Source organism: Cellulophaga sp. L1A9, from assembly GCF_009797025.1.
Lineage (GTDB): Bacteria > Bacteroidota > Bacteroidia > Flavobacteriales > Flavobacteriaceae > Cellulophaga.
Genome location: NZ_CP047027.1, coordinates 1,653,034 through 1,679,042, shown reverse-complemented (window position 1 = coordinate 1,679,042; position 26,009 = coordinate 1,653,034). Strand labels below are relative to the sequence as shown.

Annotated in this window: 20 protein-coding genes; 15 read left to right on the top strand and 5 right to left on the bottom strand. The window is 34.8% G+C overall.

The window, feature by feature from the left end; genetic code table 11:
* Nucleotides 1-81: 81 nt before the first annotated feature.
* From GQR94_RS07125 to GQR94_RS07060, 14 genes are all read left to right on the top strand, one after another.
* Complete coding sequence (locus GQR94_RS07125; RefSeq protein WP_158974837.1) at nt 82-1,104, top strand: YafY family protein; 1,023 nt, start codon at nt 82-84, stop codon at nt 1,102-1,104.
* 490 nt (nt 1,105-1,594) lie between these two features.
* On the top strand, nt 1,595-2,098 hold the full coding sequence (locus tag GQR94_RS07120; RefSeq protein WP_158974836.1) for a TlpA disulfide reductase family protein: 504 nt from the start codon (nt 1,595-1,597) through the stop codon (nt 2,096-2,098).
* On the top strand, nt 2,099-3,346 hold the full coding sequence (locus GQR94_RS07115) for a hypothetical protein (RefSeq protein ID WP_158974835.1): 1,248 nt from the start codon (nt 2,099-2,101) through the stop codon (nt 3,344-3,346). It begins immediately after the preceding gene.
* 494 nt (nt 3,347-3,840) lie between these two features.
* On the top strand, nt 3,841-4,515 hold the full coding sequence (locus GQR94_RS07110) for a Crp/Fnr family transcriptional regulator (RefSeq protein WP_158974834.1): 675 nt from the start codon (nt 3,841-3,843) through the stop codon (nt 4,513-4,515).
* A 37-nt stretch (nt 4,516-4,552) separates the two neighbouring features.
* Complete coding sequence (locus tag GQR94_RS07105; RefSeq protein WP_158974833.1) at nt 4,553-5,227, top strand: DUF6796 family protein; 675 nt, start codon at nt 4,553-4,555, stop codon at nt 5,225-5,227.
* Complete coding sequence (locus GQR94_RS07100; RefSeq protein WP_233268654.1) at nt 5,220-6,872, top strand: CRTAC1 family protein; 1,653 nt, start codon at nt 5,220-5,222, stop codon at nt 6,870-6,872. Before GQR94_RS07105 ends, GQR94_RS07100 begins: the two co-directional genes overlap by 8 nt.
* A gap of 1 nt (nt 6,873) precedes the next feature.
* Nucleotides 6,874-7,143 (top strand): hypothetical protein, encoded by a 270-nt coding sequence (locus GQR94_RS07095; RefSeq protein ID WP_158974832.1) that lies wholly within the window; start codon nt 6,874-6,876, stop codon nt 7,141-7,143.
* Nucleotides 7,133-7,501: a hypothetical protein gene (locus tag GQR94_RS07090; protein ID WP_158974831.1), complete on the top strand. Its 369-nt coding sequence runs from the start codon at nt 7,133-7,135 to the stop codon at nt 7,499-7,501. The genes GQR94_RS07095 and GQR94_RS07090 overlap by 11 nt, the downstream gene beginning before the upstream one ends.
* Nucleotides 7,502-7,619: 118 nt before the next feature.
* On the top strand, nt 7,620-11,042 hold the full coding sequence (locus GQR94_RS07085; protein WP_158974830.1) for a metallophosphatase: 3,423 nt from the start codon (nt 7,620-7,622) through the stop codon (nt 11,040-11,042).
* A 20-nt stretch (nt 11,043-11,062) separates the two neighbouring features.
* Complete coding sequence (locus GQR94_RS07080; protein WP_158974829.1) at nt 11,063-12,676, top strand: glutamate synthase-related protein; 1,614 nt, start codon at nt 11,063-11,065, stop codon at nt 12,674-12,676.
* 9 nt (nt 12,677-12,685) lie between these two features.
* A complete protein-coding gene (locus GQR94_RS07075) occupies nt 12,686-13,441 on the top strand; it encodes a hypothetical protein (RefSeq protein WP_158974828.1) in 756 nt (251 codons plus the stop codon).
* A 2-nt stretch (nt 13,442-13,443) separates the two neighbouring features.
* A complete protein-coding gene (locus tag GQR94_RS07070; protein WP_158974827.1) occupies nt 13,444-14,100 on the top strand; it encodes an NAD(P)H-hydrate epimerase in 657 nt (218 codons plus the stop codon).
* A 20-nt stretch (nt 14,101-14,120) separates the two neighbouring features.
* Complete coding sequence (locus GQR94_RS07065; protein WP_158974826.1) at nt 14,121-14,753, top strand: Pycsar system effector family protein; 633 nt, start codon at nt 14,121-14,123, stop codon at nt 14,751-14,753.
* A gap of 229 nt (nt 14,754-14,982) precedes the next feature.
* The gene (locus GQR94_RS07060; RefSeq protein ID WP_158974825.1) at nt 14,983-15,129 is read left to right on the top strand and encodes a hypothetical protein; all 147 of its coding nucleotides are present in this window, start codon (nt 14,983-14,985) and stop codon (nt 15,127-15,129) included.
* Between the two features lie 391 nt (nt 15,130-15,520).
* Here the strand turns inward: GQR94_RS07060 and GQR94_RS07055 are convergent, their stop codons facing one another.
* From GQR94_RS07055 to GQR94_RS07045, 3 genes are read right to left on the bottom strand one after another with little or no spacing between them, the layout of a single operon-like run.
* A complete protein-coding gene (locus GQR94_RS07055) occupies nt 15,521-18,037 on the bottom strand; it encodes a carboxypeptidase-like regulatory domain-containing protein (protein WP_233268653.1) in 2,517 nt (838 codons plus the stop codon).
* Nucleotides 18,030-18,938: a FecR family protein gene (locus GQR94_RS07050; RefSeq protein ID WP_158974824.1), complete on the bottom strand. Its 909-nt coding sequence runs from the start codon at nt 18,936-18,938 to the stop codon at nt 18,030-18,032. Before GQR94_RS07050 ends, GQR94_RS07055 begins: the two co-directional genes overlap by 8 nt.
* Before the next feature lie 48 nt (nt 18,939-18,986).
* On the bottom strand, nt 18,987-19,511 hold the full coding sequence (locus tag GQR94_RS07045) for an RNA polymerase sigma factor (protein WP_158974823.1): 525 nt from the start codon (nt 19,509-19,511) through the stop codon (nt 18,987-18,989).
* Between the two features lie 110 nt (nt 19,512-19,621).
* On the opposite strand from GQR94_RS07045, the gene GQR94_RS07040 reads away from it, so the two are divergent.
* The gene (locus tag GQR94_RS07040) at nt 19,622-20,794 is read left to right on the top strand and encodes a hypothetical protein (protein WP_158974822.1); all 1,173 of its coding nucleotides are present in this window, start codon (nt 19,622-19,624) and stop codon (nt 20,792-20,794) included.
* A gap of 121 nt (nt 20,795-20,915) precedes the next feature.
* On the opposite strand, the gene GQR94_RS07035 is transcribed toward GQR94_RS07040, so the two are convergent.
* Both GQR94_RS07035 and GQR94_RS07030 read right to left on the bottom strand, forming a co-directional pair.
* On the bottom strand, nt 20,916-22,685 hold the full coding sequence (locus tag GQR94_RS07035; protein ID WP_158974821.1) for a RagB/SusD family nutrient uptake outer membrane protein: 1,770 nt from the start codon (nt 22,683-22,685) through the stop codon (nt 20,916-20,918).
* Between the two features lie 6 nt (nt 22,686-22,691).
* Nucleotides 22,692-25,967: a TonB-dependent receptor gene (locus tag GQR94_RS07030; RefSeq protein ID WP_158974820.1), complete on the bottom strand. Its 3,276-nt coding sequence runs from the start codon at nt 25,965-25,967 to the stop codon at nt 22,692-22,694.
* Nucleotides 25,968-26,009: the final 42 nt, after the last annotated feature.

Sequence of the window (26,009 nt, the reverse complement as noted above, 5' to 3'; positions counted from 1 at the left end):
TGATACAAATATGACAGTTTACTACGCAATTATTTTGCGTAGTAAAGATTGATTTAGTATTTTCATTAAAAATACTCCTAAATGGCTCTCAATAAAAACGCCCTTATCCGGTATAAATCTATTGATAAATGTTTGCAGAATAACTACCGTCAATGGACTTTAGATGATTTAATTGAAGCCTGCTCAGATGCCTTATATGAATATGAAGGTCGAGAAGTAAATGTTAGCAAGCGAACGGTTCAATTGGATATTCAGTTAATGCGAAGTGATAAATTAGGATACAACGCACCTATTTCTGTTTACGATAAGAAGTATTATAAGTACGAAGAAGAAGGTTATTCCATTACAGATATTCCGATTACGGAAAATGATATGAATGTACTTTCTGAAACGGTAGAAATGCTAAAGCAGTTTAAAGACTTTTCGTTGTTTTCTGAAATAGGTGGAATTATTCAGCGATTGGAGGATAAAGTATATACTGAGAAAACCCACCAATCTTCAATTATTCATCTGGATAAAAATGAAAACCTAAAGGGACTCCATTGGTTAGATGAATTGTATCAAGCCATTCAGAAAAAGGTGGTTTTGAAATTAGAGTATAAGTCGTTCAAAGCTATAGAGGCGAACACAATTACCTTTCATCCCTGTTTATTGAAAGAGTTCAATAATCGATGGTTCTTAGTAGGAATGGGGAATAAAAATAAAGGAGTTGTTAATTTGGCTTTAGACCGAATTATTTCGATTGATTATGATTTTGCAACTTCTTATACAGACTTTGAATTTGATGCAGATACCTTTTACAAGGATGTTGTTGGTGTAACGGTAAATCAAGGAGAGCGAGCTTCAAATATTAAGTTATGGGTTGATAGATATAATGCTCCTTACGTAATTACAAAACCCATGCATCATTCTCAAATAATTGAGAAAGAAAATGGAGATGGTAGCATTGAAATCAATATCAAAGTAAAAATCAATTTTGAATTAGAGCGTTTGATACTTGGGTTTGGGGATGCTATTGAGATTTTACAACCAGAACGGGTTAGGAAAAGAATCCATCAAAAATTGAAGAAAGCTACGCGTCGATATGAAGAAAAGCCTGATTGACTCACTGAAAATAATACCTAATTCATTATGTGTTGTACCTGCCATGGTTTATTAGCAGTTTTACCATAGACCAACCATGAAAGAGTTAATTTTCATCATATTTCTATCCGTAGGTTCCCAACTTATTTACTTGAAATTACCTTGAAAGATTCAAGCTGGCTGAAACTTACAAGTCTAAAAATAGATGTAAAGATCAGTGCCAACTTTGCAGCCACAACATAGGATATGAAATTCCTCAATGAGCTTCATAGGCCCTTTGAAGGAGAGCTGGTATTTCCGCTAAGAGAAGGGCAACCCGTTTCCAGATTTGCCATGGATTTAGATGATAAATTACGAGTCACCTTCATTCTGAATCGCTTTTAAGGGTACCACAAGATAGAATATTCACCCTAACATCTTCTAAATACCAAATCAAAGTAGCACTTTTCGTGCATCCTGGTGCTTCATGGGTTTAATTTGTTATTTTTGTTTGGGGAGGCATTAATAGCATATGAGAAGACATTTAGGAATCACAATTTTACTTTTAGCCTGTTCAATTTCATGCAATCAAATAGAAAAAAAACCTATTGATTCGGTAAATGAGATTAATGTTGTTACCACTGCTTCTAGTTTATTCGTCGATTTAGAGGGTAATCCTATTTCTTTAAATGATTATAAAGGCAAGAAAATTTTACTGAATTTTTGGGCAACATGGTGTAGGCCTTGTATTGAGGAAATGCCCTCTTTAGAGCGCGCCATGGCATTATTGAAAGAAGACAACTATGTCTTTCTTTTAGCTACCGATGAGTCTGTCGAAACCATAAATAATTTTAAAGTTCAAACGAATGTTAAACTTAATTTTATACGCTATACCGGTACGCTATCGCAATTAAAAATTTATGCATTACCAGCCACATTCATTTACAACGAGCAAGGAAAGGAAGTCACCGTAATTAGGGGAGCAGCTGAGTGGGATTCATCCGAAATGATTAAGAAACTAAAAAATTTCAACTAAATGAAGCTTATACACTTCCTAACAGCAACCATAGTACTAGCGTTATTTGTTTCATGCACGTCTAAAAAGAAAGAGCAAACATCCTCAGAAAAAAATGTTGTGGTGGTACACCCTTTGGCATTTCCTGGAGGAACAGAAACATCATTACCGCATTTGTTTTCAAATACGGAACAAACCATACTCTCTTGGGTAAAAAGGATCAATGATTCTGTAACGCAACTTAATTACTCCTATTTAAAAGATGGCAAATGGGAGCAGCCTAAGGAAATTATAACAGGTAAAGATTGGTTTGTAAATTGGGCAGATTATCCAACAATTACGGAGAATAATGGAAACCTACTTGCGCATTACCTTAAAAAATCTTCCAAAGAAACTTTCGCATATGATATCAAATTAAATGTTTTGCCGCAGGATGTCTCAAAATGGCAAACACAGAAGGTATTACATACAGATGGTACAAAAACAGAACATGGTTTTGTTACGGCTTTACCTTATCAAGAGGATTCATTTTTTATCACTTGGCTAGATGGGAGAAATACAATGTCTGATACAGCTGATGCGCATGCGGGTCATGGAGGTACTATGGCTCTTAGAGCTGCTAAGGTTTCTTCAGAAGGTATCGTTAGCGAAGAGGTGCTTTTAGATCCTAAAACCTGCAGCTGTTGCCAAACTACTGCGGCAATTACGGCTAATGGCCCTATTGTTTTATACAGAGACCGTACTGATGAGGAGATTAGAGATATTGCCATTACAAGACGCGTAGATGGAAAATGGACGACTCCTAAATTTATTCATAAGGATGGATGGGAAATAAATGGCTGTCCTGTGAACGGCCCTAAAGTAGATACTATAGATAATGACATAGTAGTTGCTTGGTTTACAGCTGTAAATGGGGAGCCAAAAGTGCAATTAATTTTTTCTGAAAACGGAGGCGAAGATTTTTTAGAGCCTATTTTAATAAGCAATAAGGAAACTTTGGGCAGGGTAGATGTTGAAATGCTAAACCCTGATACTGCTATAGTAAGTTGGATGGAAACAATTGCGAAAACAACCTACTTAAAAGCAATGAAAGTAACTAAAGATGGGATGCAATCTACGCCAATTTCTATAAGTGTATTGGGCGACTCTCGAAACACTGGGTTTCCTCAAATGGAAAGAGTGGGTGACAAAATGTATTTTGCATGGACCTCGCATGATGCTAAAATATCAACTATAAAAACAGCATACGTTGCCTTAAATTTATTCTAATAAACCATGCTTTAAGGTATAATAAAAATAATGGAGTATAGCTCTGCGGTTTTCATTATGAACCAAAAATTGAGATCAATAACCTAAAGTTTGCTCCATTCTTGAAGCTTCAATTTCACTTGCGTGATAATTTAACTTTCCAACATTTACTCCGGTGTTAATATGACCTGTTAAGCGGCATCAGTTCTATTGTAATCATAGATGCCATGGCTCTCTAACGCAAGTTCTCGTCTTCTTTCTTCTGCAATATGCACTTTAAGTGCTACACCTGTTTTTTGTTATTTTTTAGGTCCTAAAATTGCCGTGATTCCATGGTTTCAAATACTTAAATAATTACAAAATGTAATTCCTGATGGTTTGTTACGTCCAATATCGTAATCTCTTATTCGGGTAAATGGGTTCGAAGTGTCGCCTGAAGTAACATCTGAAAATACTTTAGGTTCCAGTGAGGATAATTAATCTTAGTTTTATAATTAGCTTAAAATCAGCAACTATTGAAAACACTTACGACATATTGGTTTCTACAAGATTTTAATCTTTTTAAAAAATTAGGGATGTCTGCAATGATGGAAATGTGCGATTTGTTAGAGATGGAAAATATTGATAAGGGGCAAACCATACAAATTGGTACTCGCAATAAGAAGTGTGTTTTCTTTTTAAAAAAAGGCGCAGTTAAAATCATGGACACCACTAATAATACAACAAAGTACATTGTTAAAAATGGTAATATTTTTGGAGAACTTTCTTTATTTAATCTTGAAGCGGCTTCAAAAGAAATGGCGCAAACGCTTGAGGATTCTATCATTTGCTATATAGAATCTGATACGATGGAAGGACTTATAGAAAAGCATAGTTCATTAAAAAATAGAATTCTTAAAATTTACGGATTGCGAATTCAAAAATTAGAAAACAGATTAGAGCATCTTTTATTTAAAGACAGTAAAACAAGAATAGAAGATTTTATTCAATCATACATCGAAGAATTTGGAGTAGTTAAGGAGCATAAAATTGAAGCTAAAAACCTACTATCTCATAAAGATATTGCGAACCTGACCAATACCTCACGACAAACAGTAAATAATGTGTTAAGCACTTTGCGTAAAGAGGAAAAGATATTTTATGATTCAAAATACATTTCAATCCTACATCAAAATATACCTGAAAATTAAATAAGCGATTAAAGCAATCAACTAGACCAAATCATTTATGAATACCAATACGACAATTAAAATCTTAGGATACCTAGGGTTATTAGGAGCCTTATTAGTGGGGGCAGGAGAGTACCTACTACATTATTCTCCCAATATTTTAGGACATGCAAAAGACTTTGAATTTTTTGCGTTTGTAAGCCTAGAGCACATGACGCTTGGCCATTTTTTAGCAGTCATAGGACTTCCATTCTATTTTGCAGGTTATATTCATATTTATTTAATGTTAAGGTCTGGTAGTGAAACACTCGCTAGACTTACGCTTGGTTTAGGTTTTATTGCCTTTGCAGTAGGTGGTATTTGGATTGGTTCCAGAGCAACAATAGGGAATATTGTGCACTTAAAAGAGGCTATAGATCCAGAAGTTTATAAAAACCTAATAGCGCATTATACCAATCATGCAGAGCTATTGGTACAGGCATTACGCGTAGTAATTGCCCTATTATCCATCACTTTTGTGAGTGCTATTTTAAAAGGAGGCACCTACTATAAAAAATGGATGGCCTTTTTTAATCCGATAACAATTTTAATAGCCATAGCGCTTAGTGGTCTAGCAATACCATCTATTGGGCAGCATACCTTACCTATTTTAATGAATATCACTCATTTCATACTTTTTAGCCTATCCATATATCAACTAAACAATTTTATAAAACCATTACATCATGATTAAAAAGATTTTAAAAGTACTAGGCATCGCTTTAGTATTAATGATAGGGATCGTCCTTTTTCGTTTCTGGAAAGATTCCGTTTCTGACAAGTACGATGTTAGTATTGCCACAGAGAAGATTCCAAAATTTACGAGTATTCCTCTAGATTTCACCCATAAATATAGGGGTGATAAATCGTTGCCTATAGCACCATCTGCACTTATTGATATTGATAATGATAATATTGATGAAGTATTCTTTGGTGGCGGAATGGATCAAGAAGATGCTATCTATGCCTATAGAGATCATGCATTTGTTTTAATTTCTGAAGAAGTTGGTTTGGCTAAAAAAGGAAATACAACGACCACCTTAGGAGCTATATCTGCCGATATGGATAATAACGGATTTTCAGATTTAGTACTAGGTCGTGAAGATGGTCTGTATATTTATTATAATACAGACGGTGTTTTTACCATTCAGAAGATTGAAACACCAATCAATAAAAAATCTACACCTGCTGGGATTACAGTTGGCGATATAGATAAAGATGGCGATTTAGATATTTTCTTGTCTACCTACCTTAAAAAAGAATTAATGGAAGGCCAGAATATTTTTGAACGTTATGACTATGGTGCTACGAGTGAGTTATTGTTAAACAATGGAGATAATACATTTGTTAGTATCACCAAGCAAGCAGGATTAGAATATATACACAATACATTTCAAGGTGTTTTTGTAGACATAGATAATGATTCTTGGTTAGACTTGGTGGTAGTTCATGATACCGGAGAGGCTAGAACGTACAAGAATAATGGAGATTTAACCTTCACCATGAAGGAGAATCCTTTAACAAAGAAATTTGCCTATCCTATGGGCTTGGCTGTCGGGGATTATAATAATGATGGTCTTGTAGATTTTATGTTTTCTAATGTAGGTACTACAGCACCAGACTTTATGGCAAGTGGTGATATTAAAAATAAAGAGTTATACACAGATAAGTGGATTCTTTTTAAAAATGAAGGTAATTTTAAGTTTACAGATGCTGCAGAGGATGCCAAAATTGCTGATTATGAATTTTCATGGGGATGCACTTTTGCAGATATGAATAATGACGGACTTCAAGATTTAATTGTAGCAGAAAATTATGTTGATTTTCCATTTAGTAAACTGTTTAAACTACCAGGAAGATTTTTAGTACAGAAAGAAGATCACACTTTTGTTCCTACAGAAAAGGAAAGTGGTGTTGAAAATCCTTTTTATGGGATTACCGCTTTAGTAAGTGATTTTAATAAGGATGGGTATCTAGATTTAATTTGGACCAATATAGATGGACCAGCTTTTGCTTATCTTAACGAAGGTGGGTCAAATAATCATATTCAAATTAATTTAGTAGAAAATGCAGCAAGTATGGGGGCAAAAGTCACTGTAGAAACGCCAACGAAAAAACTAACAGATTGGTTGGTTACTGGAGAAGGTCTTGCTAGTGATCAAACTGCGTTATTAAATTTTGGATTAGGAGATGAAACTACGGTGAATAAAATTACAATCCAATATTCTAATGGTAAGGTAGATGAGCTTCTGAATCCTAAGGTAAATACCATTGTAGATGTTGAAAAAGAAAAATTGCTAGTACTGAAAATGATGCTAAAAGATACTATAAATCAATAGTATGAAAACTCTTTTAAAATCACTTTTCAATAAAAGACCAGATGCGTTTGATGAAACTCCAGCATCAGTATGTCCTAATTGTTGGGGAGACCAAGAATATGGGAATGTTATTCGCGAAAAATATAAGGACATTCAAATAGAGGTTAATAATAAAGAACGTAAGCACGCTTTTATCCAAGATTTTATAGTCACAAATTTAAGTGGTATACGATTAAAAAGTACGGTTAATGGTTTAGAGTGCCCAACCTGTCAATTGCGTAATGAAGATTAATAGTTATAGCCTAATTCTATTGTTACTTATTATAGGAACTATAGGAGTCGGAGGGCTTGTTCTAGAAGAAGTGCAAACAGGAAATGGCTGTCCTAAAATAGGAATGGTACCAGCATGTATTATTGTCTTGTTTTGTTTTTTAGTTCCTCTTGTAGCGCATTTAAAAAAGAAATGGAATGTGTTGTATTTCCTTTTTACAGGCTTAGCTTTTGTAATTGCAATAATCGCTTCGGTGATGCAATATTTAGGACATAGTGAGTGCCCTAAAACAGATGGGGGTATCCCTATGTGTTATTTGTCTTTTGCAATTTTTTCACTTTTAATTACGCTTAAAATTATTCAGCTTAAAAAATATTAAATTAATAACCAACGGTTCAAAAATGAAAACTTTTAAAATACGCAACCTTTTGTTATCGCTAACTGCGATACTAAGTTCCAGTTTAGTTTTTTCACAAGAAATTGAAAAAACTATTTACATGACAGGGAACACTTCAGATGTAACAAATACACATGTCCTTACTCAAATAGCGCTAGCGGCAAAAGCTGCAGAAAACCCTATGCTTCTTTTATTGGGTAACGAAGCTCCTAAAGAAAATTATGAAGCCTCACTTAATGAGCAACTCTTAATTATAAATGATTTTAAGAAAGAAGCCATATTTATAGGTGGCAATCAAGAATGGTCAAAAGAAGGCTACAAGCGTTTAAAGGATATTGAAAAGCATATCAATAAAAATAGTAAAGCTAAATTTTATCCTGATAATGATGAGCCTATAGATGCTTATGACATTTCTGAAAATGTGGTTTTAATTACCGTAGACTCTCAATGGTATTTAGAAGATTGGAATCAGAATGTATATATCAATGAAGATGCTGAAATTAAGAATAGAAATTTATTCTTTTTAGAATTCGAAAACAGAATTAAAAAAGCACAAGGGAAAATTATTCTTATAGCGATGCACCATCCTATAGAAACCAATACAAGACAAGGCTTATGGGCGAATATAGGTGGTTTTGATGTTAATGATTTTCAGAACGCACAATATAGAAGTTTAAGACAAAGGCTTAAAACTATAGCTAGAGGAGCAGATGATGTTATTTTTCTTTCTGGCCATGGTAAAAACCTACAATACCTTAATGCTGCAGTTCCTCAAATTATTAGTGGAGCGGCGGGGGATTTAGAAGCGGTAAGAAAAGAAGATAATGGGCAGTTTGCACTAGCAAAAAATGGCTACGCACGTTTAGATATTGGAGTGAACGGAAAAGTTGTCGTACATTTTTTTACACTTGAAAACGGAGTTTCAAAACAAGTTTTTACATCTACTATTTTAAAAGGTGGTTTGGAAGAAGAGACGGAGGCATATGCAACCAAAAGTAATTTTCCTTCTAAAAAATCTGCTGCAGTGTATACCAAGGAAGAAACAACTAAGAGTGGTGTGTATAAAGCACTTTGGGGAGATCATTATAGAGAATATTACGGGAAAGAAGTACATGTTCCTGTGGTTCTTTTAGATACGTTAAAAGGTGGATTAACACCTGTGAAACGTGGAGGTGGACAACAATCAAAATCACTTAGATTAGAAGATAAAAACGGACAACAGTTTGTAATGCGGGCTTTAAAAAAGAGTACCACTAAATTTTTACAAGCCAATGCTTTTCAAGACACGTATATTGGTGATGCTTTAGATGGTACCGTTGTAGATAAATTTCTTTCAGATTTTTATACCACTTCGCATCCATACACTCCTTTTGCTATTGGGGGCTTATCAGATGCTGTAGGGGTTTTTCATACCAACCCAGAGATTTATTACATTCCTAAGCAAAAAAGATTAGCAGAGTTTAATGATGATTTTGGTGATGAATTGTATATGATAGAAGAGCATGTAGGAGATACCCAATTAGCGTCAGAATCTTTTGGTACACCCGTTAAAATTTTAAGCACTGCTGATGTCTTACAAGAGATTAATAAATCTGGTAAATCTGTTGTAGATGAACCTTCTTATATTAAAGCCCGTCTTTTTGATATGCTTTTAGGAGATTGGGACAGACATGAAGATCAATGGCGTTGGGCACTTTTTAAAAATGAAGATGGTACAGAATACTGTAAGCCTATTCCAAGAGATCGGGATCAAGCTTTTTCAAAGTATGACGGTGCGCTTATAAGTTTTTTAACTAGAGCAATACCAGGTTTGCGTAAAATGCAAACCTATGATGATGATTTAAGAAGCGTAAAATGGTTTGCGTCATCTCCTTACCATTTAGATCTAACATTGATCAATGCTTCTGGTTGGAAAGAGTGGGAAAAACAGGCAAAAGCAATTCAAGAAGGGCTTTCTGATGCTGATATAGAAAAGGCTTTTGAAAATATCCCGGCAGAAATTAAAGGGGCTACAATAGAAGATATAAAAGAAAAGCTAAAAGGAAGACGTGAAAATCTTCTAAAAATTGCCAATGCATATTATTTGTATTTAAATAAATTTGAGGTAGTCACTGGAACACAAAAATCAGACGATTTTAAAATTACTAGGCTACCAAATGGTCAGACAAACATAAGAATAGACCGTAAAGATTTAGGAATTCTAAACCGTACTTTTTCCAGAGATGTTACTAAAGAAATATGGATATATGGTCTTGATGGTAGTGACACATTTGTCGTAGAAGGCGAAGGAGATCACCTTGTGAATATAAAAATAATTGGAGGTAAGAAGAATGATACCTATGACTTTAAAAACACCAAGAAAGTAAAAATATACGATTATAAGAGTAAGGAAAATACCATCGTCAATAAAAAATCTAAAAAATGGCTTGTAGATGATTATAGTATCAACAACTATGATCACAAGAAAGTAAAATATAGTTTTGATCAACTCTTGCCCATAATTGCGGTTAATCCAGATGATGGTCTTAAGGTGGGTGTACTAAGTAATCATACCTTTTATGGTTTACAAAGAAATCCATTTACCTATAAGCATAGTATTAATGCCGCTTATTATACAAGCACATCGGGTTTTGATGTTTCGTATAAAGGAGAGTTTTCTAATATTTTCAAGCACTGGAATTTTGGAATAGAAGGTTTGTATACGAGTCCAAATTTTGCTGAAAATTTCTTTGGGTTTGGTAATGAAACGGAGTATGATAAAGATGTTAATGATTTAGATTTTAATAGAGTTAGAATTCGTAAGTGGAATGCAGCTGTCTCTTTAAATTGGAGAGGTGCAAACGGAGGATACTTCCAGTTTAAACCTCTTGTAGAATCATTTGATGTTGAAAATACCGAAGACCGTTTTGTAGCAAACCTTCCAGAAGGCAATACAATTTTTGAGCATCAGATTTATGGCGGAGCTGAAGCCACCTACAGTTATGAGAATAAGGATAGCGCCGCTTTTCCTACCTTAGGATTAAATATGGGCTTAACAGCAGGATACAAAACAAATATTGATGATACCACAGCAGAAAATAGTTTTGGATACCTACAACCAGAATTAGCAATAAACCATAAGCTTACAAAAAGTGGGAGTTTAGTATTGGCTACCAAATTAGGCGGTGAAGTTATTATTGGTGATGATTTTGAATTTTATCATGGTGCTACAATAGGAGGAAACAATAGCCTTAGAGGGTTTAGAAATGAACGTTTTACAGGGAAACAATCTTTTTATCAGAATACGGATTTAAGAATACCCTTAGGAGGTTTAAAAACAAGTGTTATTCCTATTCGTTTTGGCGTAACAGGAAGTTTTGATTATGGTCGTGTTTGGACAACTGATGATAACTCTAACGTTTGGCATAACTCTGTTGGAGGGTCATTATGGGTCGTTGGAGCAGAAGCTTTAACAGCTAATCTTGGCTATTTTAATAGTACAGATGGTGGTAGAATTGTCTTTGTACTCGGATTCTCATTTTAATACTAAAAACCAATATACATATGAAAAAACCAATTGTTATTGCGCAAGTAAAATCATTAGAAAACAAAAAACCGGCTCACGCCTTAATCAATGGTCTTGATTTGGTCATTGTTAAGTTTGATGATGTGATATCGGTACTATACGGAAGGTGCTTGCATCGTGGGGCATTAATGTCTGATGGGCACATGGATGGTCATAACCTTATCTGTGGGGTTCATGGTTGGGATTATCGGTATGATACCGGTGTTTCTGAATATAATAATAACGAAGTGCTGCATAAGTTTACAACAAAAGTTGAAAACGGAGAGCTCTTCGTAGATGAGGTAGAAATTGATGCCTATTTAGAAAAGCATGCACAACCTTTTAATCGGGATGAATATTTAGGGGCTTACGCAGATACGCACCCTGAAGAAACAGAACCTTATACAGGGTATATAAAAGAATTGGCAAAAAACGGATTAAAAAATCTTGGACATCATGGTTTCTCTGCGTCTATGGGGGTAGATAGAAATACACTTCCAAAATGGAGTGATATTCAGTTTTTACCTGCACAATTAGCGAGTCGCCCTTTGTTAGATGAAGAAGATGTGGCTACTAAGGTGGTTATTGGTCCTAATGCCAAAAAACCATTGAGCTTAGATATTCCTTTGTTTGTTAGTGATATGAGTTTTGGTGCATTATCAAGAGAAGCAAAAATTGCATTATCAAAAGGAGCAGAACTTGCAGGTACGGGTATTTGCTCAGGAGAAGGGGGTATGCTTCCTAAAGAACAAGAAAATAACAGCAAATATTTTTACGAGCTTGCCTCTGCACAGTTTGGTTTTTCTTGGGATAAATTAGATCATGTACAAGCGTTTCATTTCAAAGGCGGTCAAGGAGCAAAAACAGGTACAGGAGGTCATTTGCCAGGAAGTAAAGTAAGTAAAGAAATTGCTGAGGTAAGAGGCTTAAAAGAAGGTGAAACAGCAATATCACCAGCAACCTTTCCAGATTTTCATGGCGTGAAAGATTTTAAAGCCTTTGCAGATAAAGTAAGAGTGCGTACAGGCGGAATTCCAATAGGATTTAAAATAGCGGCAAGTCATATAGAAAAAGACATTCAATTTGCCTTAGATGTGGGAGTAGATTATATTATTCTTGATGGCCGCGGAGGAGGTACAGGCTCTGCTCCTACCATTTTACGAGACAATATAAATGTACCCACTATTGCGGCTTTAGCAAGAGCACGTAAATATTTAGATAAAGTAAATGCTACGGGGGTAACCTTAATAATTACAGGCGGACTGCGAATTGCAGAAGATTATGGAAAAGCATTAATGTTGGGTGCAGATGCTGTTGCGGTTTCTAATGCTGCATTACAAGCTATTGGCTGTTTGGGAATGAGAGCTTGTGGAAGCAATAACTGCCCTGTAGGAATAGCCACCCAGAAAGAATCATTAAGAAGCCGATTAATTATTGATGCTTCGGCCAAACAATTGCATAATTATTTTGATGCGACCAATAATCTAATCAAAGTAATTGCAAGAGCATGTGGTTATGATGATATCTCTAAATTTAATCAGGAAGACTTATCAACCTTTAATAGAGAAATGCACCATTTAACAGGGATACCGTATGCTGGTACTAATCTTTAAAATTTACTCATGACAAATCAAATTCATATTGCAGCCCAATACCTAGCAACAGCCGGGATTAATTTCTTAGATAAAAAGGCAGATGATAGCCATACCAACCTCGGATTCAATACAGAAAAAGGTTCTTTGGAAACATGGCCTTTAAATGATAATGGCTATAGAATAGCGCTAGATTATCAGAATTTTTCACTCAGTTGGTTGCGCAATGAAGAGCAACTGGGGGTTATTTTTCTAGACGGTAAAACGCATAAAGAAATAGTGACATGGATACAGCATGTAACGGAAGTTTTAGAACGCAATGCAACCTATACCTATGCCTTGCATTATGACTTGCCTTATGAAAAAATAACAGCTGACTTTACATTTAAAAAACCAGCACAAGAAGAGCTTAATAGTTTGGTAAAGCTACGTACCATTGCTCAAAATTCTTTAGAGGCTGTTGTTAAAGAGCTAAATTTAGATACTACCATTCGAATTTGGCCGCATCACTTTGATAGTGGAGGTTTTATTACCTTGGATAAACCTGAAAATGTTAGTGTAGGTTTTGGTATGGCCATACCAGATACGCTAGTAGATGATTTTTATTTGTACACTAGTGGATACAGCGGGCATGATGGTATTAGTACGGAAGAATTTAAAAAATTATCTTTAGGAAATTGGAAAAATGAAGGTTTTAAAGGAGCTATAAACCCTATGAAAGATTTAGATGAACAAAAAGCAGGCGCATTTTTTAAAGAAACAATCTTAACGTATAAGGCATTATAATTTTGATAGAAAATCATTTTAAAGCTACAGAAGCGTTATCACTAGCTTCTTTTAAGGAGATGGATTACCTAGCGGTAGCGAAGTATAACTTGCCTATACCTTTAATGATGGAAAGTGCAGGTTTGCAATTAGCTAATTTGATTGCATTATCAGCTACTAAAACTTCTGCTATTTTAATAGGAGTAGGTAATGGTAATAATGGGGGTGGCGGTTTAGTTGCCGCGCGTAGGTTGGCAGCTTGGGGTTTTAAAGTGTATTTAGATATCCCTGTTGCAATTACCAAAGACTTGCCTGCAGCGCAATTAGAGCGTGCACTGCTGTTTGGAGCGAAAAAAGAAGTAATAGCAACACCTGATATTTGGGTTGATGCCTATTTGGGTTTCTCACAAAGGCTTCCATTGAGTGACGTATTTTTAAGTAGAATGCAAGCAGCTAATAGTTCTAATGCTTTTAAAATTTCATTAGATATTCCTATGGGGATTTCAGAGGATAGTACACAACCAATGTTCCAGGCTCATCAAGTGCTTACCTTGGCGGCTCCTAAGCAAATTCTTAATATACTTTCTCTTAAAACCGAAATTTTTATTGCAGATATAGGGATACCCTATGGTATCTACGAGAAATTTAATATTTCAATGCCTTCTTTTTTTAAATTATAAAATAGCTAATTTTAATCCTTATGGAGCCAAAAGATAAAAAAACACAAAAAGCAGAAAGTAAATATTTAATGGAAGAGCTCGATATTGATATGGACGGCTTAAAGGCATTAAAGAAGAAACTTGCGAAAGTAGAGCCAAGGTCAGAACGTGGTGCGGAAACCTTATTTCGCTTAGTTTCTAAAAATCAATACACGCTCAATACGATGATTGATAGAAAATCAAACATATTGATTTCTATAAATGCACTTATCCTTTCTATAATTTTAGGTACCGTCTATGGGCAACTAGATAAAGACCCTCATTTAATATATCCTGTGGTAATGATGTTGCTTACCAACATCATATCCATTGCATTTGCAATTTTTGCCACAAGGCCAGAATTAAAACACGGGGAGAAGCATACCAACAACTTATTGTTTTATGGGAATTTCAATACCATGAATGAAGAAGAGTATGTAACGCAGATGACGGGCTTAATGTATAAGGGAGATGAGTTATATGAAACTATAGCAAAAGACACCTATCACTTAGGTAAAACAATAGATCAAAAATTTAGACTCCTTCGTAAATCGTTTCATGTTTTTTTAATCGGAATTATTCTTTCGGTGATAGCGTTCATTCTTTGTCATTTATTATTCGGAACAATGGTTTAATACTAGGATTTTTCTGAATTTTATATATTTTTTTTCTAAACGGAAAAATAATATATACCCAAACTTTTATGCGTTATTTTACTGGTAATTAGCACCTAACGTTTTATAGTACAACCCAAGGAACATCTGTTTCCTTGGGTTTTTTAGTTTAGGTTAAAAAAAAATGATTTTTTTTCAGGAGTTTTAAAGAGATGGTTGTTTTATTAATATAACTGACGAAAAAGAAAAGATGATGAATGTACATGAACAAACCTACGGACTAAAAACAAATGGAATGGAAGAAATTAATGCAATCTTCACGAACTGTAATAAATTTATAATTGGTATTGGAGTAATTGCTATTATTCAATTTTCAATTCTATTTGTGATACTATAAATCTTGTAATTCTTAAACGGGCTGTATTTTGTTTCCCCCAACTTAATTTAGCCCTTATAAATTACAAGTGAATAGCTTTTAATTTTTTTGAAGATGAAAATTTTGGTTTTGTAATCCCCAAATTACGACATCAAGATGAGTAATTAATTTTTTGGTAATAACATTGAACAGACGGCATTATGAAAATAAATGAACGAATCTCTGCTCTAAAAATTACTCAAAATGAAGAAATGAAAACTATACTAGTTAAGTATAAAAAATTTCTAATTGGATTAGGCATTTTTGCTCTTATCCAATTCTTAATCCTACTTATGATATTATAAGATTGACAACTATTTATTAGGCTACACCGCTATTGTCCCCCCACAATGTGTGGCCTAATTTTATGGTCTTAAAAAATTAATTTCACTGTGGCATTAGGAGTCAAACCAAGAGAGCTTTGGTCTACTTTTTGTATGTTTTCAGAGGTGTCTAACCTATAATAAGAGGTCATAGAATTATCTCTGTTTAATATATTCCATAACGCTACACCTATTTCTAATTTTGTTTTTTCACGCCAATTAAATTGGTACCTGCTTGATACATCTAAGCGCAAATAATCACTTTGTTTATTGCTATTTGCTCCCCCGTAATTTATAGCCCCATTTTCCACTTCATTGCCCGCAATGGGTCTCGTAAACGGCTTTCCTGTGCGCCAGTTTAATCCCATAGCTAATAATAGGCTTTTTATCGTATAATTAGAACCGGCCGTAATGGTGTTTGTGATGTCAAAATTACTTGGAAAGCTTTCCTCTTGTAAAGTCTCAAAAGTATAGTCACTTCTAAGATAAGAGTAACTTATCCAGCTGCTAGAATTTTTTAATTGTTTTCTAAGCAAAATGTCTACTCCGCTTGCATCATAATCTCCAGGTTCTCTAGAGAATTCATATTCGCCTTTAAAACCTTGGCTTTGTGTGGTTATGCCTTGTACCTCTTTATAAAATGGAACAAAGTTTACCAACCATCCTTTTTGATTATGACTTAGGCCTAAAGATAGTTGTTTGCTTCTAATAACAGGAATAGTACTGTCATTGGATAATTGCCAACGTCTTTTTTCAATTCCTAAAAAATCGTTTTGAAAATTAATGATCTGTGAAGTATTTTGATGTTTAAATTCTCCTAGAACTTCTATATTAAAAGTGCTCCAAAAATCATGGTTAAAACTAATTCTCGGTTCCCAGAGTGTCTTATTAAATTTAGTGAGGTAGTTGTATCTAAGTCCTAAATTAAGATGGGTTCCCTTGTTTTTGGACGACACATTTAAGGTGCTAAAAACCCCGTGAGCTCTAAGAACCTCGGCCTCTAATAATATATATCTAGGGTCATCTACATCATCGAGATTAGAAACTTTGGTTTCTGCAAAATCATATCCATTGGTAACTGATAATTGAGGAGATAATTTTAATCTAGTTATAAGTTTTGCTCCAGTTTCAGAAACGGTGTTTTTTTGGAGGAAGCGTTGATTTTCTTGAATGTTTACATTGTTTCCTTTTAACAGATAGTCCGTTTCGTAAACGCTTAGTTCAGTTTTAAAAGCATCGGTCCAATTTCTATGGTAGTGTATGCCGCCAGCAATACTACTTTGCCTTAGATTACTTTGTTGTATTTCTTGAGCACCAAATGAATTTTCGGTTTCATTAAACACAACATTATTGGCAGTATGTATAAAATTAAATTGTAGTTGGTCTTTTTCAGAAGGCTTCACAAGTAAACGAAAAGAAGTGTCGTAAAAATCAAATATAATATCAGAATTGGTTCTAACAGATGCTTCATTTTCTATTTCTGTATCTTGAGAAATACGTTGGTAATATTTAGAGTAGGTGGGAGTCTCAATGAGATCACTAATAGATTTTCTTGCGGCAATTTGCAAGGATGCATTTTGCCCTAATGGGGTATCAATGTAGCCATTAACATCTAATAGATTTGCAGCAATACTTCCCTTAAATTTCTGATTGATGTATTTATCAGTACCCATAGAAATGGTTCCAGAAACCCCATCAGTATCTGATGCATTGCTGCCATTTTTACGAAGTTCTACTTTCTGGGTAATGTTGGGATTATACATAGAAATTAACCCAAAGAAATGACCAGATTGGTACATTTTAATACCATCCCAAGTAATTAGGTTTTGATCGTTACTGCCTCCGCGTATGTTTATATTGGATACGGTTTCATCTATACTTTGTACGCCAGGTAAGGCTTGTACCGCCTGTAATACGTCATTATCAATAAGGCCAGGAAGTATTGAAAATTTATTAAAATCTATTTGAAAGGTACCATTGTCTAATTTATCTACACCCCTAATTAAATAATCATAAACAACAATTTCTACTAATTGCTCGTGGTTGGTGACTAGGTAGATGTTCTCACAGGTATCACTTTTACTAAAATACCGTACCTGTCTTTGTAGAATTTTATACCCAAAATGGCGAATAAAAATTAGGTCATCATCAGAATTAACTTCTATCTCAAAATACCCCGCTTCATTGGTGAGTGTTCCTGCGCTTCCATTTTGGATGGTCACATAGGGCAATAGTTCACCAGTATCTTTATCTGTAATATAGCCACAGAGTTTCCTCTTTTTTTTTCTAATGGAGATGATTTTTTTTGAAACAAAGACAAAATCCAAATTAGCGTCGAGTCTTAAAGTAGCAATTGTTTCTTTTAATGATAGAGTAGTATCAATAGCATGGACAGTTACATTTTCTACCAGAGAAGATGCGTAGTTAAATTGTACATTAAAGCGAGGTTCTAGGGAACTTAGGATGCTATCAAGAGCTTGTTTTGTATTTGTTTCTTGAGCATATGTAGGTATACTATTGAAAAATAGCAGGATTATTCCTAAACAAAGAAAAGACTTCTTACTCACTAATAAGCAAACGTACTTTGTTTTGCTTTAGTATTTCATAGTGTAATCCTAGTGGCTCAGCTATAGCCATAAGTGCATCTTCTAAATTATCATGAACAAAACCACCTGTAAATAATTGTTCTGTATCTATATCTTGAGATGTTATTTGAATACCATATTGTCTTTCCAGTTCTGCAAGCACTTCATATACAGGAACGCGTTCAAACTGGCTCATATTGTCTACCCATTGCGGACTAGGCACCGTATGTTTACTTGTTTTAATCGTCTTGTTAATTTCAAGAAATTTATCTCCTACTTTCAATATTTCTGTTCCCGTTTCTGTAACTACACGTACGGTACCTTCGTAGCAGGTAACTTCAAAAATAGCACCTCTTTGTTTTACATTAAACTCAGTACCTAATACAGATACGGTTCCTGAAGGAGTAATGACATCAAATTTAGATCCTCTGGCAACATCAAAAAATGCTTCACCCTGTAATTCAATTTCTCTTTTTTCATCCCATTCACTAGCATTATATTTTACTTCAGAAAGTGCATTTAATACTACTCTTGAGGAATCTGGTAATTCTATAGTTAATTTTTGGGCAACACTAGTTTCAATATCCGTAAGGTTGTTATAAAAGAAACTATAGTAAAGACCAAAAAGGATGGTAAAAGCACTTGCTATTTTTAGTATAGGTGCAAACCATTGCAATTTTTTAACGGGAGTTTTGTCTTCTTCCACACGAGCTTTAAAAGTCTCGAAATCGGGCATTTTAGAAAAATTTGAAGCCTTGAAAACAGTAGCATCCTCGATAATTTTTGTATAGAAAGGAGCTTCGTCTAAGGCAGCGAAAACATTGTTTTCTTCTTCCGTTAGTTCGTCAGCCAACCATTTCTGTATCAATTTATTTTTATCCATGAGATATACTCGTTTATTATAAAACAACTAAGAAGCCAAAACTCCTGACTATTTTATCTTAAAATTTTCTAATTCTTTTTTTAATTGATCAAAAGCCGAATATATACGGTATTCTACAACTTTTCTTGTTACCCCTAGTAGTTGGGCAATTTCTTCATGCTTTTTACCTTCTACTTTATTAAGCATAAATGCAGTACGTTGATCTTCGGATAATTTAGCCAGCGCATTTTGATATTTTTTATAGTATTCATCTTGCTCAAGAAGAAATTCAGGAGTTTCATTGGTGTAGTCTTTTGGGGCTTCATTCTGATATTTTAGAACTACTTTCTGGTGCTTGTATTCATTCAGCATTAAATTATTGGCAACAGTATATAAAAAAGATTTAGCCTTCTCTAGGGTTACTTTTTTGCAATTTTCCCATAATTTTATAAACGCTTCTTGCGCTTTATCACTAGGATTTAAATTCTCTCCATACTTATAGTATAGGAAATCATGAAGACTTTTGGAGTATTTATTGTAGATATTGGCATATAATGTTTCATTACAAATATCTGCGTGGAGGTCTTTTTTCAATACAATATTTTTTTATTAGAAAATCTCAAAAACTTTTTTCTAAAATTTTCAGGAGTTTTTAACGTTGAGGTGTTATAGTAGTACACAAAACACATTAATTTTTCCTAACCATGAAAAACAGTAACGTATTAATAGGATTTTTATTACTTTTTCTAAGCCTACTAAATACCTCCTGTAGAAAAGAAGAGTCCGTCTTCGAGGGGGCTACTCCACAAGATAGGTTGCTTGTTGGCTCAAATGCTTACACGCTACTTACACAAACGGCCTTACATGATGGCTCTTATGATAATATTTTAGACCAAGCAAGTTGTATCGCTATGAAACTTCCCGTAGATGTTGTTGTTAATGGCGTAGCTATAGAAGTATTGAGTATTGAAGATTTGGATCTTATCAATGATGTTTTTAGTCTAGATGATGCTGATGAAGATAGCTTAGAAATAGTATACCCTGCCACCGTAATTTTTGCAGATTATTCAGAAGCTATAGTTTCAAATACAGCCGAGCTTGAAGTTTATAGGAATGCCTGTGGAGATGAAAACAGTAGTGATGAGGATATTGAATGTATTGATATTAAGTACCCCATAGGTATTTCTTTATTTAATACCATTACAGAAGTTCTGAGTGCAAATACGGTAAAGAATGATCATGAGTTGCTAGATTTTTTAGATAGTTTGACGGATAATCATGTGGTGAATATAGATTTTCCGATACAGGTCTTGTTAAAGGATGGTTCCGAATTAGAAGTCAACACTATGGAGCAATTAGAAGCCATTATTGAGAGCTCTAAGGATAGCTGTGATGAGGAAGATAATAATGTAGAAGATACGGAATGTGATGATTGTTCTGAGGAAGAAGTTGCAACTATTTGGTCTACCTGTGATGCCTGGGAAGTAGATAAGCTTTTAATTTTTGGCATCAATAAGACGGACGATTACGAAGATTTTTCATTCAATTTTAAAGCAGATGGCAGTGTTGAGGTGAGTACGGCTACATCAGAAACTTATACGGGTACTTGGGTTACTACGGAGTTAACGATCTTCACCTATTTAGAAATTACTATTCCGGAGTTATCAGATATTAGTGGTATCTGGACCATAATTGATCTATCTATCTTTGCGAATGATGAAGCAAGAAATAAGATAGAATTACTAAGTGGTTTAAGAAGTCTTAGGTTTAAAGATGATTGTAATGATGATGAAGATGATGATGAAGATGATGATGAAGATGATGATGAAGATGATGATGAAGATGATGATGAAGATGATGATGAAGAGGAGGATTAGTATCCCAACAAAATAGATAATAGAACAAAGATTCTTTACGAGTTGTCTCCAATAAATTAGAAAGCTCCATAAAATAAATTATGGAGCTTTCGGTGTAAAAAAACTAGTAAAAAAACTAAACTTAGTACCCGTTATTCTGTGTAAATTCTTTGGTGACATCCATAGTTTCCTGTGGAATAGGAAAAATTCTTCTATAGGGTTCTGTTGCTGGTTTAGCCGTGTATGCACTATCAAAAGTACCAAAGCGGATCATTTGAGGTCTTCTTTGCAACTCCCAATACAATTCAAATCCTATTTCTTTATACAGTTGTTCTTCATCTAAAGCCGTTAAGACTTCGCCAGGAGCATTGCTAAAAAGCGATTCTCTAGTTCGGCTTGTTCTCAACAGATTCACATCGGTTAACGCAGCTCCTGTTTGTCCGTTTCTAAAATAGGCTTCTGCGCGCATAGCATACATTCCTCCCAAACGGTATAGTGGAATATCAACCTTACTGCTACCATTTCCATTTTCTGGATCGTATTCAAACTTAAAAATACGTACCCCTCTGTTGATTTGATTTTGTGCAAAAACAGCCTGAGTGGGATTATCAAAGTTAAGTTCAGGAGTAAAATCCATGGGAGTAGCAGTACTTTTTTCCATCACTAATGGAGAGACTTCAATTCTACCATCGGCAGTCATAATAAAGCCTCCATTGCCATCTAAAATAGGTCCGTACTGAGGTCCGTTTAAGAAACCACTATTAAAATGAAACCAAGCATTGCTTTCTGAATCAGGAACAAAATCTTCAGCAGGAACACTTACATCTGTGCCATCATTCATAAACCAAGTGCCGTCACCGTATTGATATTTTCTAGAAAAACGAGGATCACTTTCATTACCGCTCCAAGTAGCAAAAAACTCCGGAGTAGTACAGGCCGCATTGGTTCCTCTATTTGCCGGAGAAGGTCTTTGATTTCTGGCTACAGAAACATACCCAAAATCATTATCTCCAGAACGCACTGCTTCAATTTCTTGAACAACAGCAAAAATCATTTCAGTACTTGAGCCATTATCAATTGAGAAATTAGAAAAGTAGTTGCTTTCCAAAGCAAATTTTCCAGAATTGATTAATAATGAAGTGTACTTAATTACTTGCTCCATATCATTACTGCCAGCAGTTAATGATGTTTCCGTAAAATCATAAGAAGAGCCGCTATTGTAGCGGTCTTTAAACACCGCTCTATTTAAGTACATAGTGGCTAGCAAACCGTAAGCAGCCTCTTTAGTAAAACGGCCATTATACGTAGCTTGTTCTCCTAAAGTAGCTAAATCTGGGATAATAGCTTCTACTTCAATGATTAAATCATCAATGGCATCTCCCGCTTGTAAAATTTGTATGGTTTGGTCTCCTCCATAAGGATCTCTATAGGGTGCTTGCCCGTAAAGATCTAAGGTGGTATAGGTATAGAATGCTAATAAACCCCGAGCTTCGGCTAAAAATAAATCTCTAGTACTTGCATCAGAAGTATAGATGCTTTCAACGGCGGTTAAAGAACGTGTAATTCCATTGGTAAGGTAATTCCAGTTGCCAGTGATGATACTATTGTCTGGTGCCCATGTAAACTCATGCATAGACCTCCATTTACCACCATCTCCCCAGTCACTACCTCGTGTAGGCAGCATGGCAATATCTGTAGTGTATTCTTGTAGTGCAAAAACACCACCATGATCTACAAAAGTTTTGTCGCCTAAACGGTCATAAGCAGAAGCCAATACTCCTTCTGGATCTGCTGTTTGTTCTCCTAATTCTTCATCAAGAACAACTTCTTCTAAATCTGTGCAACTACTAAAGAGTAGACTTAGCACTACAAAAGTAATGCTGAATATATTTAATTTTTTCTGCGTGTTCATAGTCTGTTATAATTTAAAAATTGCGCCTAAAATAAATGTTCGAGAACCTGGGTAGCTAGAATAGTCAATCCCTAAAGATTGATTTCCACCACTAGATTTTGGACTATTAATTAGTGGGTCATAACCAGAATAATTTGATATCGTTAAAAGATTTTGCCCTGTGATGTATAGATTTAATCCTTCTAACCAATTCACGTTATTCATTTGTAAATTGTACCCTAAACGAGCGGTATTCAATCGAATAAAATCTGATTTTTCTAAATAGAACGTAGATAGTTGAGGTGAGTTTGCTGGGTTTGCACCTGTTTCATAATAGGCCGTAGAAACATTCCTGTCTGACGCCAAATTATTAATGTTTAATGCGTTTAAGCCCGTGTTGTTTATTAAATAACCACCTGCTTGGCCAATTAAAGAGAACGAGAAATCAAAATTCTTATACTTCATTTGACTGTTGAAACCGTAAGTAAATTTTGGTAAAGCACCTTCTATAATGATACGATCATCTGCCGTAATATTACCGTCATTATTAGTGTCGTTAAAAACATCAAATCCGTCTTCATCAAAACCTGTATGCTCTAATAGATAAAAAGACCCAGCAGCATAACCACTTTTATATATGTTGGCTAAAACGCCAGATTGACCAGGTCCAGAAATAGAACCAGAAAGTATTTCTGATACGGGTAGGTTTTTAATTTCATTGGCTAATGTTGCGCCATTAACATCTACGTCCCAACTAAAATTTGTATTAGAAATAAGGTTAGAGCCTATCATAAATTCTAAACCAGAGTTTACAATTTCGCCATCTATATTTACCCAAATATTATCTGTTGGACTCAATACTTGAGAAGGGATGTTTAAAATTGCATCCGTAGTCGTTTTTTGGAAATAATCTAAGGAACCATATAGTTTTCTATTCCATAAGCTAAAATCTAAACCAATATTGTACTGCTCAACAACTTCCCATTTAAGATCCGGATTTGGAGTTCTTAATACGGATATTCCATTAATTAAAGCATCATTGCCATATAAGTAATACCCGTCTGCTCCAGAGAGTGCATAGCTAGCTTGCGTTATTTTGTTTTGTACTTCTTGGTTTCCTGTTTGGCCCCAACTTGCTCTTAACTTAAGACTTTCTACAGGACTATCTGCTAAAAAGTTCTCCTCAGAAATATTCCATCCTAAAGCAAAAGAAGGAAAATAACCATACTTGCTATTTTCGCCAAAGCGTGTAGAACCGTCAGCACGCATAGAAGCTGTTAGTAAATACTTGCTATCAAAAGAATAATTAAACCTTCCAAAATAAGACTGTAGTTCATTCTCTTGAGCAAAACCACCAACATTAATCTGTGAATTATTAGAAGTAGGACTGTATACAGGTTTAACGCCGTTGTCTTTTTCAGGAATATTATCTAAGCTAAAATTAGTTCCTGAACGTTCAAACTTCTGATAAGAAAAACCACCTAAAACTTCTAGTTTATGCTTTTCTCCTGCCAATAGAGTATAGGTTAAATAGTGCTCTAATAAAGTACTCTTAGATTCTAAATTATTTTGAACATACATTCCTAGCGGGTTCAAATCCGTAAGGTTAGGATATATAGTAGTGTTACGTTCCGCAATAGAGCGGTCTATTCCGTAATTCAGTTTATACTCCAAACCTTTAAAAAGGCGCAAAGAAGCTTCTATGTTTCCCAGAATACGAACTGTTCTGGTTTCGTCTTCATAAATGCTCAGCAAGTATGCTGGGTTATAATGCGCATTCATATTAAAATTGGTATACTCCCCATTTTCATCAAATACAGGTCTTGTAGGGTTTGCCATTAATGTATGTATGATCAATTGCCCGTTAGAACCACCATCATCACTAGTAGGTACTCCGTTATCTACAGTTTCACTGGCAGTAAGGTTTACTTTAATTTTTAAACGCTTATCGTCTAAAAAACTCTCAGCAACATTTATTCTCCCAGAGGTTCGGCTAAATTCACTGTTTCTCACAATACCTTCTTGATCCATGTTTCCTAAGGAAACATAGTAGTTTCCGCTCTCATTTGCTTTGGAGTAGGATAAGACATTACTTTTTGTAATAGCTGTTCTATAAATTTCATCTTGCCAATCTGTTGTGGCACCATGGTCAAAAGCATCATCAGTAATAGCAGTTCTATAGTCATCCGCATTTAGAAGATCCATTTTATTCGCTACCGTAGACATTCCTAAATAAGTATCTAAGGTTAAAGAGGCTTTTCCTGTTTTTCCTTTCTTTGTAGTGATGATTACGACCCCATTAGATCCTCTTGCACCATAAATTGCAGCAGCAGAAGCATCTTTCAATACATTTATAGATTCAATATCACTTGTATTTAAGAAATTTAAAGGGTTTTTGGCACTTGAAGAACCAAACCCCACATTAGATCCAGAAGGGCTTACATCATCATTGGTTAAGGGCACACCGTCAATAACGAATAATGGACTACTACCACTACGGATAGAGCCAACACCACGAATACTTACATCTATACCGGCACCAGGTTCTCCGCTTGTATTTACGACACGTACCCCAGCTACTTTACCTTGTAATAACCCATCAGGAGAAGTATTGATACCTTGTCTAAAGCTAGATTCTTTTAATTGCGTAACGGCTCCAGTTACATCTGCTTTGGTTTGGCTACCATAACCAATTACGACTACTTCATTAAGCTCTGCTGCATCTGGGGAAAGTTGTGCTCTAATAGTGGTAGAAGAAACAGTAACCTCTTCTGTTTTATATCCAATATAAGAGATTTTTAAAATACTTCCGATACTAGTTGCTATCTGAAACTCTCCATCAAAATTGGTAACCACCCCATTAGAAGTTCCTTTAACTTGTACGCTTGCACCGGGTAATGGAGCGTTGTTCTCATCCAAGACAACACCGGAGATGGTTTGCTGTGCTACTGTATTGGTGGTTTCAGGAGTTATTTTCTTTAAGAGTATTACCTTGTTTGTAATACGATAAGAGAAACCAGCCTTTGCCCCTAAATCTTTTAAAGCAGTAGCTAAGGAAGTATTGTGATAAGAAACCGTATACTTTTTAGCATCTTTTAGGATGTCTTCTCCATAACTAAAGTTATAGGAAGATTGTGCGCTTACTTCATTTAATAGTGTAATTAAATCTGCATTTGTATAATTAACCGTTATCGTGTTTTGGTTTTTTAGGGCATCATTTGACCATCCTATTTGGATGAAAAATGAACTTAATACTAAAAAAAGTATTGGTTTTAATTTAAAAGGAATATTTTTAAAATACATTTATTTAAGTGTTAGTGAATAATGCTTGAACATTTGCCGCAA